This is a genomic window from Tenuifilum thalassicum (genome assembly GCF_013265555.1).
Taxonomy (GTDB): domain Bacteria; phylum Bacteroidota; class Bacteroidia; order Bacteroidales; family Tenuifilaceae; genus Tenuifilum; species Tenuifilum thalassicum.
This window is the reverse complement of sequence record NZ_CP041345.1, coordinates 2,254,341-2,271,671: the sequence shown is the minus strand read 5'-3', so window position 1 is coordinate 2,271,671 and position 17,331 is coordinate 2,254,341. Positions and strand designations below refer to the sequence as shown.

Here is a 17,331-nt window from a genome sequence, read left to right as displayed (position 1 = left end):
TCTAATATGAATTAGGTATGCTTAAGCGTTTCGGATACTTTTTTTTATTGCTTCTACTGGCATTAGGTGCTAATGCTCAAACCGATACCGAGTTTTGGTTTGTGGTTCCTGAGGTTACTCTGAATCATTGGAGACCCGGTGGCGCTAATGCATACTTAAAGTTTTCAACTGGTTTGCTACCCGCAACAATCACAATTTCTATGCCTGCCAACCAGTATGACCCTGTTGCTAATCCTACGGGGTTCCCCGATATCGTAATAAACATGCCTGCAAATAGTTTTCACGAGGAGGATCTTACCTGCTGGGTGGTAAGACGAGTTAACCCTGCACGCCCCGATTGTGGTAGTATTCCCATCAACGTCCAGTATGCCTATACCGACTATGTGGATGTTAACCTTTTAGAGAATAAACCCCTTACACCTGATGGGATCAATAGGTTTGGTTTACGCATCACTTCCACAAACCCAATTACAGCCTACTGGGAGGTGTCCCGAAGAAATAACAAGGATATATGGGCTTTAAAGGGAAGAAATGGGTTAGGGGATGATTTCTTTATTCCATTTCAAACACATGGCAATAACAATGCGGGTAGAATTGATGATACTCCAAGTGCAATTGATGTGGTAGCAACCGAAGATAATACGGTTGTTACCTTTCAGCTACCGGCTGGTATACGTGCTTCGTATGGAAACCCAATGACAAACGTTGCCCCTGGCGGAACGGTAAATGTAACATTGAATAGAGGTGAGACCTTCTCGCTTTTTCCCATAGGCAAAAGCTCCTCCACTGCCAATAAACTGAGGGGTACTAGAGTAACATCAACAAAGCCTATTGCAATTACCATAAAAGATGATTCCTTTTACCATACATCAGGAGGTTGCTTTGATCTTGCAGGCGACCAGATGGTACCGGTTGATATTGCGGGATTGGAGTATGCCGTAATTAGAACTCAGCTTGACTATCACGACCATATATACATATTAGGGACACAGGATGGGACCAATGTAACGGTTTATAATACCGGAGGCGCGGTAGTTGCTTCAACTACTGTAAATGCCGGTCAGCAGCTCTACTACCAGATTGCTGGTGATACATACTATCGAATAGTGGCCGACCAACCGGTTTATGTTTGGCATGTTGGGGGGTTTGGCTGCGAGCAGGGCGGAGCATTGCTACCCCCTATTGATATCTGTACCGGAAGCACCCAGGTGGCCTTTGCCCGTACGTCGTCCGAAGACTTCTATATGATTATAATGGTTCGGCAGGGAGCCGAAAATGGATTCCTTTTTGATGGTGTGGTTCGTAACGACCTTATAGACCCCGGATCCTTTACCCCTATTCCAGGTTCCCAGTGGAGTGTGGCTCGCACTAAATCAATTCCAACGGGACAAATAAGTGTAGGTTCCCACTTTATTGAAAACACCGATGACCTGTTCCATATTGGAATTATAAATGGAGGGGGTACATCCGGATGTTTCTATGGCTACTTTTCCGACTATAATGAGCTAAATGTTGAGGCGGTTGTTGCAGGCACCAACTCCGATGTGCTAAAAACCTGCTATGGTAACCCCGTTCAGCTATACGCCTATGGGGGAACCGATTACCACTGGTGGCCGGGGGAATCGCTAAGCGATTCTACCAGTCAGCTACCCTTTGCCACTCCTTTAGTTAATACAAAATACTTTGTGGAGGTGTCAGGAGCCTGCGACATGAAGGATACGGCTACCATTGATGTGCTTGTTTCAACACCAATTACTGCTAGCTTTATAACCGATAAGGTTGAGGGCTGTGCTCCCCTTGAGGTTACTTTTGAGGATAAAAGCACGGGTGTGGCCTATTGGAGGTACGATTTTGGCGACGCAACTGCCTACCTGAAGTACGATACCGACCCTGCAACCCCCGACCCCGACCCTCCCAGCCCTTTTACCTTTACCCATACCTTCCAGAATAATACCGATACCGCAATAACCTATAAGGTTGTGCTGCTGGCTAAAAATGCCGACTACTGTTCGGAGGTGTATGAAAAGTACATTACCGTTTATCCAAGCATAAATGCCGATTTCTCCCCGAATACCCACGAGGGTTGTAACCCACAAACGGTTACCTTTACAAATAATTCTTCCACTAATACTGTCGATTCATATCTGTGGGAATTTGGCGATGGCTTTAACGAGGTAACCGGCGACCCTGCCGGAACGGTAACACATACTTTTAACAGCACTTTCGCTTTCGATACTACCTACCAGATGAGGATGATTGCAACATCCCCCTTTGCCTGTCGCGATACTGCCACTGCAAGCATTACCATATACTCCGCCTTTACTGCTGATTTTACCATTGATGTAACCTCGGGTTGCTCTCCTGTAACCGTAAATATCAATAACCTGAGCACCGGCGATACGGCAAGGTATGAGTGGCGACTTAACGGCACTCTTTTTAAAACCACAGGGCTCGATACAACAATGATTCTTACAAATACCACGGGTACGTATATTGACTACAATATTGAGCTAACCGTATATAACACGGGCAAGCGTTGCCAGAAAACCGTTACCCGCACCGTACGGGTTTACCCCGAAGTAAATGCAGCATTTACCACTCCTCAAGCTCAGTATTGCAACCTTAGTAGTGTTGTGTTTACTAATGGTACTTCACCAACAGCTACCAACCCCGGCAACGTGGTTAATACTTACATTTGGGATTTTGGCGACGGGGCAACTTCGGCTCTGGTTAACCCGACTCATACCTACGACAATCAGACAAATAGTTTTAAGGATTATACCGTAACTCTTACCGCTCGAAATCAGTTCGGATGCGAGGATGTTGCAACAACAAACATTAGAATTTTTAGCCAAATCTATGCCGATTTTGCTGTTTCGCCTACGGCTCAATGTTCGCCTGTAACCGCTAGTATCGATAACAACTCACGCGGTGGCATTGTTAGCTACAATTGGGATTATGGCGATGGTACAAATGGAGGAACTAATCTCGATCACAATCATCCTTATACCAATAATGGTCTTACACCGGTGACCCGAACAATTAAATTAACTGTAACCAATGAGGGGGGATGTACCGATACCGATTCTCATGATATAACCATTTATCCTTCTGTAACTGCGAACTTCAATACCGATGTTTCCGAAGGCTGTAATGAGCTTACTGTCAACTTTACTAATAATTCTAAGGCAAATGCCACTGTTTTCAATTGGGATTTTGGCGATGGCGGAACATCAATTGATCCATCACCAACTCACACCTTTACTAACCTTACTGGTGCCGATGTAACCTATCCTGTAACATTAACCGTTTACACCGATTATGGTTGTACCGACCAAATTTCTACTAACATTATCGTGTATCCTTACATAGATGCTAAGTTTGCCATTGATACCAGCTTTGGTTGTTCCCCTCTTAACATCACCTATGAGTATGAGAAGCATAGTGGTATAACAGAGTACCGTTGGGATTGGGATGGTGACGGAACCACCGATCAGATAACCCTTCCTGCAGACCCAAATACTATTACTCATCAACATGTTAACCAAACAGGTGTGGTTCAGAATCCAACTACCCGCTTGACAGTTGTTAACAGCCACGGCTGTACCGATCAGTTTAACATGCCACTCTCTATCTTCCCTGAGGTTACTGCTCAGTTTGCTCCAACAGTTGATCGTGGATGTAATCCGCTCGATGTAACTCTGAATAATAACAGTTCCTTTACTGGCGTTGGCACTCCACTTGCGAATTCGTATTACTACTGGACCTATGGCGATGGAGGATCATCGGTTCAAGAAAGTCCTCAGCATACCTATATTAATAATGATGCCATAAACGATGTAACCTACCAAACAAAACTACTTGTTGTTAGTGAGTATGGCTGTTCCGATTCTACCACTCACGATATTGAGGTTTATAATAGGGTTGAATCGCATTTCACCTTGGAGTATGCCGAGAACTGTACTCCTTTTGATGTAACTTTCCATCCCGAAGCAATTGGTGCATCAACCTATATTTGGACTTATGGGGGGGCTCCTGGATTACCTGCCTCTGAAACTTTTGCCAATGGGAACAATTTTACACGCACATTCACAAATACCGATCCAAACAACATAGCAATCTATACAGTTACTCTTGAGGCAAGAAACGATGAAGGATGCCCGGCCTTTGAGACGCACGATATAGAGGTGTATCCCATTGTTGATGCCCAGTTTAATGCAAGCACCTTGTCAGGCTGTTCCGATCTTACAGTAGATTTACAAAGCACATCCACTGGTGGCAGTTTGGTTTATCTTTGGGAGTTTGGTAATGGTCAAAGCGGCGATACCCCCAATGTAACACATACCTTCACCAACAGGGGAAGTGTGGATAGCGTTTATGTTGTGAAGCACCTGGTGATTAATCCCATGGGCTGCAAGGATTCTATCACCCAAAACATCACTGTGCATCCAAAGGTTGAGGCTGGATTCGTGTTTGCGCAGCAATCGCAGTGTACCCCATTTTATGTAGATTTAACCAATACTTCGTTAAATGGGAATACCTTTTACTGGTACACGCATTATAATGGCGATACCATAACCAGTAACAAGAACTCCTTCAAGTATCTGATTGATAATACTACTTTGAACGATATCCTGACCGATACCATCAAACTGATTACCCTCGATGCTGTTACGGGATGTGCCGATACTACTTTCAGAACCCTAAGCATTTATCCAAGGGTTGTTTCCCGTTTTGATGTCGATAAATTACAGGGTTGTAACCCCCTTACCGTAAATTTCGCAAATAGCTCTTCAGGTTTGGCAACATATTTATGGGAGTTTGGCGATGGGTCTACTACGGCAGATGAAACGCCGGCTCCTCATAGCTATTCTCACCCCTATAAGGACCAGGTAGTTCAATATACGGCAAAACTAACGGCTACCAATGCGTTTGGATGTAAGAGCCAGAAGGATACCGTAATAACCGTTTACCCTCTGGTCAAAGCCGATTACCAGTGGGATTTATTTGAGGGCTGTACACCATTAACTATTAACCTCTATAATTCATCAACTTCACCTCTGTATAAGTATAGATGGGATTTTGGCGATGGGCGACCTTTTTCATATAACGATCAACCCGGTTCGGTTACTTATACCAACCCAACCAACTCTCCTCCGGTTATACAAACACCAACTATTACCCTTAGAACCAGCTACTCGGGCGATACCCTTTGCATTGATAGTTTAAAACTACCGGTTAAAGTATTCCCCCATATCTACCCTGAATTTTCAGGCAATCTGGAAGGTTGTCATCCTCTCACGGTAAATTTCAACAATCAAACCGTTGCTTTTAGTTCAAATAATAGCTACATATGGAGCCTTGGTACCGGCGTTAACTCCCTTTCGGATAATCCTGTACTTACCTACAACAATACCCATAAGTTTGTTGATAGTACCTTTGTTGTGAAAATGATTGCAGTGAGTGAGCATGGTTGCACCGATAGTGTTGAGCATAACGTTGTGGTACACCCACGACCCTATGCCGCCATGGAACTTACCGGTGAATATATATCATGCCCGCCCTTCGATGTAGAAATAGATAATAACTCATTGGGTACTAACCTTACTTTTGAGTATGATTTTGGCGATGGCACTGATTCTACCACAACCAGCACTGCCAATATGCTTCATACCTTCCACAACCTTACAAACAACACGCAACCCTATCTGATTGAGCTGCGTGCCATAACAGAATTCGGTTGTGACGATAGCGTTTATCAAACCGTTTATGTTTTCCCCGAAGTGGTTGCCAGCTATGTGGCTAACCCTGGATATCAGGCCTGTAGTCCGTTTGAGGTGAGCTTTGAAAACAATACAACAAACGCCAGGTTTTACAAGTGGGATTTTGCCGATGGTATATCGTCATCGTTGAAAGAACCTAAACACACGTTCCTGAACTTTAATGAAACGGACACGGTTTACAACGTTGTGCTTTATGCGTCGTCGGAGTATGAGTGTTTCGACCGCGATACCCAGCAAATTACAGTATGGGCAACGCCTATTGCGGATATCGCAGTTGATCCACCTCTTAAAGTATTTCCCGATGCAACTTTCGATATTTACAACCAGTCGAGCCCGGCTGCTGATAGCTGGAATTATAGCTGGACCTTTGGCGACAACACCTTCTCCACTGAGAAAAAACCGGGTAGCCATACATATACCCGATGGGGGCCTAAAGAAAAAGGCTATAAGTATCAAATAACCATGAGGGTTGATGCTCCAAATAACTGCTCCGATGCCGATACTGCAATAATATACCTGATGCCAACCGAACCCGTGGCTCTCTTTAACACAAGCGTCGATTCGGCATGCGCACCAATGGAGGTACAGTTTGTTGATGCCTCGCTTTACGCCGATACCTACTTTTGGGAGTTTGGCGATGGTGAAACTTCAACCGACAGAAACCCTCGCCACACCTACTCCGAACCCGGTTATTATACCGCCAAACTGACCGTTCAAAACGATGCTGGCCCCCGTTTCTACTACAAGATTCTTAGGGTGTATGATGGCCCTAAGGCCGAATTTGCCATACAACCACAAAGGGTGATGCTGCCAGATGCTACAGTACATGCATATAACCTATCTAAAAACTTTTCACGTTGCCTTTGGGATTTTGGGGATGGTTACCAGTCAACCGAACGCGATCCTGTTCATACCTATGAGAAGCTAGGAGAATTTAGAGTATCTTTATGGGCATATATGGATTATGGAAATGATGTGTGTGTGGATTCAATATCCAAATATCCTGCTGTATGGGTTGAGGGGGTTGGATATATTCGTTTCCCCAATGCATTTAAACCTAGTCCTGATGGACCAAATGGAGGATACTATGATGCCATAGATTATAAGAATGAGGTGTTCCACCCGTATCACTTTGGTGTTGTTGAGTACAAACTTATGATATTCTCACGTTGGGGAGAGCAACTTTTTACTTCAACCGACGTTAATATTGGTTGGGACGGCTATGTGAAGGGAAAACTTGCACAGCAAGGGGTTTATATGTGGAGAGCAATTGGTAAATTTACAAATGGGAAAACTTTTGATATGAAAGGTAATGTAACATTATTGCGATAGCTTGATATGAATTTTATTAAACGATATATCTTTCTTTTCTCTTTCCCTTTTTTGTGTATTACTGTTAACGCTCAGGATGTTCAGTTTACTCAGTTCTACGCAAATCCTTTATACCTTTCCCCTTCGTTTACAGGTGGTGTTGTGGGGTATAGGGTAGTTGCTAACTATCGTAATCAATGGACTTTTGTCCCAGGAACGTATAATACCTTTAGCCTGTCGTGGGATCATAATTCTCCTGCGTTTCGAAGTGGATTTGGCATAATAGCCATGCGCGACCAGGCCGGCGATGGTAACTTGGCCAATACCCGTGTTGGAGCGCTATATTCTTACGATATTACCCCCCATCCCGATTGGCATATTAGGCCTGGGCTGTCGTTTTCGTTGCAACAAATCTCTATTGACTTTAGCAAGCTGGTTTTTAGCGATCAGCTAACTTCAACCCCAATGCCTCCTACATCCGTAACACAACCAGGAAAGGATGCCGTTTGGGATATCGATGTTTCATCATCTATCCTTGCCTATTCCGATAATATGTGGATTGGAGTGACCTGGGACCATATGCTAAAACCTGTAGCCACTTTTTACGACGATAATGCCAGGGTGCCCCATAAATTTACATTTCATGGTGGTTACCGTTATATAACTAAGGGCTTTTTGCTTAGCCGCATCGAGGAGTCAATTACTTTTGCATTCAACTACCGTATTCAAGATATTTACCGTCAGCTCGATATTGGTATGTATTTCTTTTCACAACCTTTAAGCTTTGGCGTTTGGTGGCGTGGAATGCCCAAAAATTCAGTTGGCAGAAGAATTGATGCTTTAGCTTTCCTGGTGGGTTATAAATGGGAGCAAATTAGCGTTGGATATAGCTACGATTTTACCATTTCTCGTTTAGGTCTTTCTTCAGGGGGTTCTCATGAACTTTCTCTCATTTATGAATTCAAACTAAGGCCCAAAAAGCATTGGAAGGCGATTCCTTGCCCTACATTTTAAATCAACATTGAAACTTAGAATGTGCTAAGCGGTTGTTTTTCTTGTTTTTTATCTGTATGCTAGGCTATGTAGGGGATTGCTAAAGAATAGCAGATGTGCAGGAAATTATTTACTAGTGGGAAGTAAATTTATTGCACTAGACCCATTAAGCGCTAATTACCTAAATACTTTAGGCTCAAAGGTTACGTGATAGATATCTTCGTCGTTTTTGCCATTTGAATATTTGGAGAAGAATCCCTCTTTACCGTTTTTAATTGGGAAAAAGAACTCTTCATCGTCGGTGGTGTTGAGCGGATATCCTAAGTTCTGAGGTATACTCCAAGTGTTGTTTTCAAGGTTAGAGTAGAATATGTCAAAACCACCCATGGTTTTATGACCATTTGAGCTGAAGAAAAGCCTCTTGCCATTCTCAGTAAGGAATGGGGCTGTTTCATCGAATGGAGAGTTGATGTTTTTCCCTAAGTTAATAGGCTCCGACCAGCCAGCCGAGGTTTTAACCGACATCCAGATGTCAAAACCACCAAAGCCCCCAGGCCTATTACTGCTAAAGTAAAGGGTATCGCCATTTTTAGAAAGCGAACCAAATGTTTGCCAGCTTTTAGATGTGTTAATCGTTTTAGGGAATTTTGTAATAGGTGTCCATGAGTTTGTTTCCTTGTCGTATGTACTGTAGTAAAGGTTGAAAATGTCGTTGTCGTTACGAGATAGAAGTAGAATGTTACCGTTAGAAGTAATACCTACAGTTCGAATTTCGCCATCGGCATAAAGTTGTGGATTTAAGTTTAAAGGATTATTCCAAAACTCATTCCTTCGGTTGCTTATTAGTATGGCATTGTAAAATTTCTGAACTGATGTATAAACAATGGTATTACCCGAATTGTCTGATACTGGGTTCACCTCTGGGAATCGAGTAGTTATGTTTCTGCCTACTGCAGCTATTTTATGGTTAAAGGGGTTTGCCAGAAAATACTTGGCTGTTTGAATAGATTCTAGCTCCTTTTTTACCAGTCTCAACTTTTTAATCTCGTTGCTTTTTAGTAGCAATTTATATTGCTCAAATGCTTTTTGTGCTTTGTCGAGTTGCCCGATAGACCTGAGTGCTTGCCCATAGTAAAAGTAGGCTTCTTTGGGTGCTTTGTTTTCTGTAAAATATCCTTCTTTATAGTTATCGGTGATTGCAGTAATCGCCTTTTCAAAATAGGGGATAGATTTTGATCTTTCTGGAGGGATGTTAAGGTAGCAAAGGCCTAGCCTATAAGCAATGTTGTAGTTGTTTGGAAAGGCTTTGTGTAATTCTTTGTATAGAGGGAGAGCATCTTTATATTCTTCGTATAGCAAGTAATACTCTGCATCAACAAAAACTCTACGGAAATATGTATTACGTTGTGCACTAGTGCTGGAAAATGAAAGTAGTAGTAAATATGTAAAAATAAATGCCCTCATGCTACGCATACCTATCTCTTCAAAGTTAATAAACTTTGCCTTAAAACTCTTATATAAAGAATTATTCTTCAAAGATATAACTATTTATTTAAACAATAAAATTTAAAAAGATGTTCTAATACTTTCTTTTATAACGAATTTAGGGTGCAGAATGTTTCTATGATTATGTTTCGATAGTTGAAATTTTGATATATAACAAGTTGTTTTTGCTAGTGTTGAGCGGTTTAACAATTATTTAATTAAAGAGATGTTGTTTGTGGTGTTAACACATTGATTTGAAGGCTGTAATCAGTCTATAAGATTTTGAACATTACGTTAAGCACTCCAAAAGAAAGTTTGCGCTAATTGATTTGTGATAGTCTTTATGAAGCCTATGAATGTATATTGGTTCTTGGCCATTAAAAAGAACCTATTTTACCCCACACTCTGCAACAACCATTTTGCATGAGTTAACATAGCCTAATTGACAAGCTTTTCTAAAATCAGAGCAAGCAGATTGAAGCTCATTGAGTTTAAGTAAGCTCATTCCTCTGTTGTAGTATGGTAGAGGGTAAGATGGGTCTAAATCAATAGCCTTTGTGTAATCTGTTACAGCGTCGACAAAATACCCAAGTTTGAAGTTAACCAGCCCTCTGAAGTTGTATGCCTTAAAATTACGAGGGTCAAGTTCGATTACTTTATTATAAATGTCTAACGCTTCGTTGTACTGTTCAAGTTTATAATGCGAGGATGCCTTATTTAAAAGGATTTGTATGGTTAAGGATGTGTAAGGCTTTTTAGCAAGAGCCTCTTCAAAGTCGCTTATCGCTTTTTCGTAATTATCGTTAAGATTATTGACAATGCCTCGTCTGTAAAGAAATGCTGGGTTCTCAGGGTGTTTCTCAAGTGCTTGCTCTATCCATTTGTTAGCCTCACGAAAATCTTTTAAATATATGTATGTCAGTATAATACCATTGAGTGCCGCCGTATCATCAGGTGAAATTTCTAAAGCATTTTTAAAATCACTTGATGCTGCTTTAAAGTTTCGTTCTTTTATTTTTTGATTACCCGACTCAATTAATTCGTTAACATCAGACTGGGCAAAAACAAAAGCCGAAAAAGAGCAAAAAACAAGTAGGGTTGAAAAATATCTTAACATAGGCGTATTTAAAATATTATTGTTAAAATTACAATCTTTTCGGGAAAGTCCAAAAAATTATTCCACGGAGAATGAATTATTAAATTTTACCCTGTTTAGCAGTGCACGCCCCAAAGTAATTTCATCGGTGTATTCGAGCTCATTGCCAAATGCAACACCTCTTGCAAGTGTAGTTACCACAATGTTATAATCTTTTATTTTTTTATAAATGTAGAAGTTTGTCGTATCGCCTTCTGTTGTGGCGCTTAGTGCCATAATAACCTCGTTTATGTCGTTGCTTTTGAGTCGATTAACTAAAGATTCGATGTTCAAATCAGCTGGTCCAACACCTTCCATGGGGTTGATTACTCCACCTAAAACATGATAAAGGCCTTTGTACTGCATTGTATTTTCAATGCTCATCACATCCTTTATTGTTTCAACAACGCAAATGGTTGTTTTGTCTCGTGATGTAGATGAACAGATTGAACAAATATCATTATCAGAAATATTGTGGCAAATTGAGCAAAAGTGAATGTTTTGTACCATCTCATTTAAAGTGGCACTGAATTGCTCTACCTCTTCTTTAGGCTTGTTTAAAAGATGCAGGACTAACCGCAGAGCAGTCCTGCGGCCAATGCCTGGGAGTTTTGCAAATTCTTCAACGGCGTTTTCTAAATATTTTGAAGGATAGTTGTAAGGCTGCATTTCTACTTTTTGTTGACAAAACTAATGCTTTAAACGTATTTGTTGAAAATAAGTTGAGAAATGTATACTATTTTTGTCGGGTTGCTTTTTTAAGTTGAATGAAAAAAGAAAGTTATGTCTATTAGCTTAATTATTGGAGTAATTGTTTCGTATTTTATTGTGCTGTTTTTTATCTCGTATTTCTCGTCACGGAATTCTAATAACGATACTTTTTTTATAGGCAATAGGAAATCGCCATGGTATTTGGTTTCAATAGCGATGATTGGGACCTCAATATCGGGAGTAACATTTATTTCTGTTCCGGGATGGGTTTTAACTAGCCATTTTTCATATTTGCAAATGGTTCTAGGCTATTTGCTGGGGTATTTTGTGGTGGCAAACGTTTTGCTCCCCCTTTACTATCGTCTGAACTTAAAATCAATATACACTTATCTTGAAACTAGGTTTGGTTTTTTCTCATATAAAACTGGTGCGGCGTTGTTTTTGATTTCAAGAATAATAGGCGCTGCATTCAGATTATTTATTGTTTCTAATGTGCTTCAAATTAGCGTTTTTAATGCATTGGGTATACCATTCTGGGTAACCGTAACATTAACCGTTATAATGATTTGGCTATATACCCGTAAGGGTGGGGTGCGAACAGTGTTGTGGACCGATGCTTTTCAGGCTCTAGCCATGTTATTGGCTGTTGGGTTGACAATTTTTTTCGTTTCAAAAGAATTGGGTCTTTCGTTTACAGGTATTGTCAATGCGGTAACTCGTAGCGAGCTCTCTAGGGTCTGGTTTTTTGACGATGTGAATAATCGTTTCTTCTTTTGGAAGCAATTTTTGAGCGGGGCTTTTATAACAATTGTAATGACTGGGCTTGACCAAGACATGATGCAAAAGAATTTGAGCTGCAAGAACTTTAAGGATGCTCGGAAAAACATGTACTGGTACGGATTTGCTTTTCTGCCTGTGAATATTCTGTTTTTATCGTTGGGTGTATTACTCTACATGTTCGCTATGCAAAAGGGTATTGCAATTCCAAAACTAACCGATGATCTTTTCCCAACAATAGCAACACAAGGCTACCTGCCTCCTATAGTAGGTGTGCTATTTTTCCTAGGCTTGATTGCCGCTGCCTACTCAAGTGCCGATTCTGCCTTAACAGCTCTTACAACATCATTTACTATTGACATTTTAGATACAAATGGCTTAGATGAGGATTCGTTAAGAAAAGTAAGGCAATGGGTTCATGTAGCTTTGTCGGCTTTAATGATTGTTGTAATTGTTGTGTTTAACTCCTTTAATGATCGTTCAGTAATTGATGCTATTTTTACCATTGCAGGTTACACCTATGGACCTCTACTGGGGCTATACGCCTTTGGTCTGTTTACTCGTTTTCAGGTGAATGATAGGTTAGTCCCATTCATTGCTGTGTTGTCACCAGCAATATGTTTTCTACTAAACAAGTATTCCGATATACTATTTAATAGCTATAAGTTTGGATTTGAACTGCTTATTGTGAATGGAGCCATAGTTTTCTTTTTGCTGCTAGTTACTCGTAAAAGGGGAGTGGTTGTTGGAAAGGTGTAGCAATGCTAGATGCTATTTTGATGAAGTGTGTTTGCCTTTGTTTATGTGTGGCTAGTTTTTCAGTTAAGGAGGTAGAAGTATTCAAAAGTGGAGTGTTCAAATTATTGTGTCAGTTAATTTTGCCATTTCCGATTTAGATGTTCTTAGGCGAAAGGGAATATAGTGATAACTTAGATTGATTAATAACTTTTCAAGGCTACTTTTATATACGCCTTAATGTTAAGAGTTTTTATTAATTGGGGTGGTTTTTCAAATTGGCACTTGCCAAGTTTGATATAAACTATAGTCCATACTTTAATTCTCATGCCAGATAGATTGCTATTATGTAGTTGATCTTAGTGCAATTTGTTTATGTTATTCTTATCATTGCCGTTTTCAGTTAAATCAAATATTTCCCAACCTGCATTCTTATAGTTTTCTATTTTGTCTTTTACATTTTCTTTTAAAACAGCAAAACACAATAGATGCGTAGGTCGAGAAAATCCGACATACATCATTTTTAAAGCTTGCTTATCATATGTTCCATTACAATTATGTTCATGAAATAATAAAGGATTTGATGTATTCTTAATGATTTTTTGAGTTTCATAAGTAGGTCTTTGATAGGCAGTTTCCACATACATTGTAGCACAATGTGTCTGGCCCTTAACAGAATGAACAGTACCGATTTCAATATTAATGCCTTCTTTTTGTTTATTTTCCTGTTTATCCTCTACTTGTATTAATTTCTCAAAATTTCTCCCTATAAAATTTTGCGTTTCGTTAGTAATTTCAAAACCAAACCATTCTTTAAAATCACTATTAATAAAATCCTTTATACAGTGATAAACTTCCTCATGCTTTTGTTTTACAGCTAAATCAAAAGACCATTTATAGAGTTTACTTTTAAATTCTTCATAATTGCTGCCATTTTTCTCTTCTTGAATGTATTTTATCAAATCCTTTTTAGTGTAGTATCTTTCTTTATCTTTCCTTCTAACAGTGACGGCGTGTTTTTTATTTTCAATTCTGAGTATATGAATTAATGCATTTAAAATAGCTTTTCTTGCCGCTTTTAATGTTCTTTTATTTTTGTCAAAATACTGTAAATATTCACTTAATGAAGTGTATGTTTCTTTTATGGAAGAGTTGTCTTTTTTATATTCTTCAAAAATATCTTCTAATCTAAATTTGCCATCGTGATTTTCTTCGTCCTCCCATTTTGCACTCCAGCCAATAATTTTAAAGCCATATTTTTTCCCTTCAACAGTTTGATCTAATTGATTCTCTTTAATTAACTCTTTGAATTTTTCTTTTAATTTACCTTTTGTGGTTTTATCAAATAGAATTAAATGTGGTTTTATCGCATTAACTAATTCCCTCTTTCCATTAACCACAAACCTTTGATTTCCATTTTCATCTTGCTGACGGTCTAGCGTAAAAAAATTTACAATATCTGCGTTTTCCTTTGTTAAGCGGTATGAATCTCTTAAATACATAACTGGTTCTCGTGGTTGCCAGTCTGTTTCAACTTTTACTTTTTTGCCGGAATTATATATTGATTGATTTATATCGCCAATTCTTTGAATTGTTGACTGTGATTCAGGAGTATAAAATATTTTGTCGATAATATCTATCTGGTATTTTTCTAAATCTTGCATTTCATCTATAAATACATATTTGAAACGCTTTTTTAATAAGCTAGTTATCCGTGGATTGTTTTCTATAAACCAATCGCCTAAATAAAATGAATCCCGATAATTCAAAATGCCTTTGGAAAATAAATCCTCTTTCCATTGCTCCAATTCTAAATAATATGGTTGAGCAGTCCCATTAAAAGTATAGAAAGGTTTATTATTGTACTTAATTTTTCTTTCAATAATATCTAATTCAAAATATTTTAGGAATTCAATAACATTTTGCTGTTTTTCATCAGGAGAAATAGTACCTTTCCCATGGTTAACTTTGCCAAATAATTTATTTCGCAATCCCTTCGGTTCTGTATTCTTCCAGGGTAAAGAATAATAAAACTTTTCTGCTTCTTTCTCATAAATATCATTATCATTCTGATGTATATACGAACCGTATTTTAAAAAGCAAGCAGGATTTGCTAAGAACTTATTTACAAAACTCTGAACAGTACCGACAAAATTGGGATATTCAAAAAGAATCGGAACAACTTTTTTTAAGCTTTTTTCAATTTCATTAACAGCTGTATTGGTATGTGATAAAACTAAAATTCCAGAACCATCTTTAAACGGTAAGTGTTTTGCCAAACAATAAAGTTTAGCAAGTAGAACTGTGGTTTTCCCACTTCCTGGAACTGCCAATAAATCGCAAGAATCAAGATTTTTAATAAATGGAACTCGTTCATCAGTATCAAACAGGTTCCCATTTATAAGTAATCTTTCAGTTTCTCTAATATGTTCCTCTTTAATTTCCATTTTGTATTCTGCAAGCGTGTTTTATTGCATCAATGATGTATTTTATAAATTCATCGTCTTCTGATATTATTAAAGTATTATCTACGGATATTTTTTCTGCAAGCACTCCTGCAATTGCAACTTTATCAATTGATGAAGTTCCTGACTTCTTAGCCAATTTATCGATAAATTTTGATTCAAATTCAGGTTTAAAATTATCACCATCTTTTTTAAATTCTTCAGTGCCAGAATGAACTTCAGAAACTGATTCTTTAAAAAATTTAGATAAATATTTTGATTTATATAAGCACCATTCTAATGTCCATTGTTTTGCAATTAGCAATTTTACTGTAGTGTCATTGAAGGCCTCAAAACTTTCTTTAATGCATTGTCTTCTTTGGTTTTCTTTTTCTTCTTCAAATGTTCCATTGTCTATTGGTCTTACATCTAAATCGGTTACAACAGAAACCGGAATATTTAATTCTTTCCCGTCGTTTCTTAAAAATATTTTCGCAAAATGCAGATATGCTGTAGAACCTACATTAACTATTGATACTTCGTGTTTGGTTAAATCATATCCAAGTTTTTTTGCTATTTCAGGAATAATTATTTCTTCAGACATTCCTTCAACAATAATAACACCTTTGGCAAAAAACAAATTTGATTTTGTTACATCTAAAAACCTTTTGAGAAATTTGTAATCACTTTTGTAGAGTTTAGTTTTATCATCACTAAGCGAATATACATCTTTATCTTTACAAATAATAAGATTTTGAATATCTACTTTAGAAGCAAGGTTTGGGCTGTGTGTTGTAAGAATAAACTGTATATCCCTTTCTTTCTGTAATGCTTCAATAACTTTCATTTGTGCTTGTGGATGTAAATGTGCTTCTAATTCTTCTACCAAAGCCAGCTTCAATCCATTCCAATCTTTTTTCAGATGTAATAGTTCGGCTGCCATATAAAGACGGTTCATTGTTCCCAAGCCTAAATTTTTGGCACCTTCAATTTCTAATGATATTTTTTCTAAAATGGCTTTTATCTCAGGATCAGATAATTTTAATTCAGAACCTATTTTGTCATCGATAAATGCTTGTAAAAAATTATCAATTACATCTTTTATTTGCTCTTTATTACTTTTAATTCCATTTTTACTATTTGCATCATTAAACCAATTCCTTATTTTCTCATTGGTTTCAATAAGCCATTTCTCAAATTCGTGTTTTTCTCCACCTTCTTTTTTCTTGAATAATTCGTGCCCTTGTAGTATTTGAGATAATCGAGAGTTCCTTTTGGCGATTAATTCATTATCAGCATCGCGTAAAGCTTTAAGATATGTTGATTTTAGATAATCTCTAGCTTCTGCATTTAAAGAATAACCGGTTTCGCCCATCCCGGCTTTAACTTCATACGGTAATATCCGTTCGTTTTTTTGCTCTACATAAAGAATTAATCTTAAAACAGGTTTTGCATAATCTCCTTCACCCTCCCAACCTAACCACTCGGTAAAGTTTTTTGCTTCCTCGTCCTTTAATCCTCTAAATATAATTTCAATACGTAGTTTATCCGAATTCTCATAAAAGTCCTCTTTTTCAACTTTTATCCATTCGTAAGCATGTGTTTTTAAAACTAATTTTATGGCATCAATAATGGCCGTTTTGCCAGAATCATTTTCACCAATAAGTACATTCGTACCCGAATTAAAAGGAACAACAAGATGTGGTTTTTCCAAATTCCATTCATCTTGTCCGTATTTCCTAAAATTCCATAGTTTTAATTCTGATATATACATATGTTTTCTGTGTTTTGCCAGAACTAAGTTTAACGTTACGAAGTCTTACAGTTTTATATCTAGAATTGGTAATTAAAATGTACATGTCTTCTCCATTAAGCGTTTCTCTTACTCTTCTTTGTTAATAAAACGAGTATGATAGTCAGATTCTCTGTGTTTTAAAAACAAAATAAATAGTTTCTG

Annotated in this window: 8 protein-coding genes; 3 read left to right on the top strand and 5 right to left on the bottom strand. The window is 38.3% G+C overall.

The features are described from left to right. The first annotated feature begins 17 nt into the window (after positions 1-17). Both FHG85_RS09485 and FHG85_RS09480 read left to right on the top strand, forming a co-directional pair. The gene (locus tag FHG85_RS09485) at positions 18-7,115 is read left to right on the top strand and encodes a PKD domain-containing protein (protein WP_173075246.1); all 7,098 of its coding nucleotides are present in this window, start codon (positions 18-20) and stop codon (positions 7,113-7,115) included. Positions 7,116-7,121: 6 nt separating this feature from the next. Beyond that, positions 7,122-8,108 carry a PorP/SprF family type IX secretion system membrane protein gene (locus FHG85_RS09480; RefSeq protein ID WP_173075244.1) on the top strand — a complete coding sequence of 329 codons (987 nt, stop codon included), beginning with the start codon at positions 7,122-7,124 and terminating at the stop codon, positions 8,106-8,108. A gap of 156 nt (positions 8,109-8,264) precedes the next feature. Here FHG85_RS09480 and FHG85_RS09475 read toward each other — a convergent pair whose 3' ends face one another. The 3 genes from FHG85_RS09475 to recR all read right to left on the bottom strand — a co-directional run bounded on the left by FHG85_RS09475 (position 8,265) and on the right by recR (position 11,376). Next, positions 8,265-9,623, bottom strand: coding sequence for a PD40 domain-containing protein (locus FHG85_RS09475; protein WP_173075241.1), 1,359 nt, complete (start codon positions 9,621-9,623; stop codon positions 8,265-8,267). Positions 9,624-9,960: 337 nt separating this feature from the next. After that, positions 9,961-10,689 carry a tetratricopeptide repeat protein gene (locus FHG85_RS09470; protein ID WP_173075239.1) on the bottom strand — a complete coding sequence of 243 codons (729 nt, stop codon included), beginning with the start codon at positions 10,687-10,689 and terminating at the stop codon, positions 9,961-9,963. A gap of 57 nt (positions 10,690-10,746) precedes the next feature. Continuing rightward, positions 10,747-11,376: a recombination mediator RecR gene (recR, locus tag FHG85_RS09465; protein ID WP_173075237.1), complete on the bottom strand. Its 630-nt coding sequence runs from the start codon at positions 11,374-11,376 to the stop codon at positions 10,747-10,749. Positions 11,377-11,490: 114 nt separating this feature from the next. Between recR and FHG85_RS09460 the strand changes: the two genes are divergently transcribed. Then, a complete protein-coding gene (locus FHG85_RS09460; RefSeq protein WP_173075235.1) occupies positions 11,491-12,954 on the top strand; it encodes a sodium:solute symporter in 1,464 nt (487 codons plus the stop codon). 335 nt (positions 12,955-13,289) lie between these two features. Here FHG85_RS09460 and FHG85_RS09455 read toward each other — a convergent pair whose 3' ends face one another. Together FHG85_RS09455 and FHG85_RS09450 are read right to left on the bottom strand one after the other, a co-directional pair. Next, the gene (locus FHG85_RS09455; RefSeq protein WP_173075233.1) at positions 13,290-15,377 is read right to left on the bottom strand and encodes a UvrD-helicase domain-containing protein; all 2,088 of its coding nucleotides are present in this window, start codon (positions 15,375-15,377) and stop codon (positions 13,290-13,292) included. After that, positions 15,367-17,148, bottom strand: coding sequence for an ATP-dependent nuclease (locus FHG85_RS09450; protein ID WP_173075231.1), 1,782 nt, complete (start codon positions 17,146-17,148; stop codon positions 15,367-15,369). The genes FHG85_RS09455 and FHG85_RS09450 overlap by 11 nt, the downstream gene beginning before the upstream one ends. Positions 17,149-17,331 lie beyond the last annotated feature (183 nt).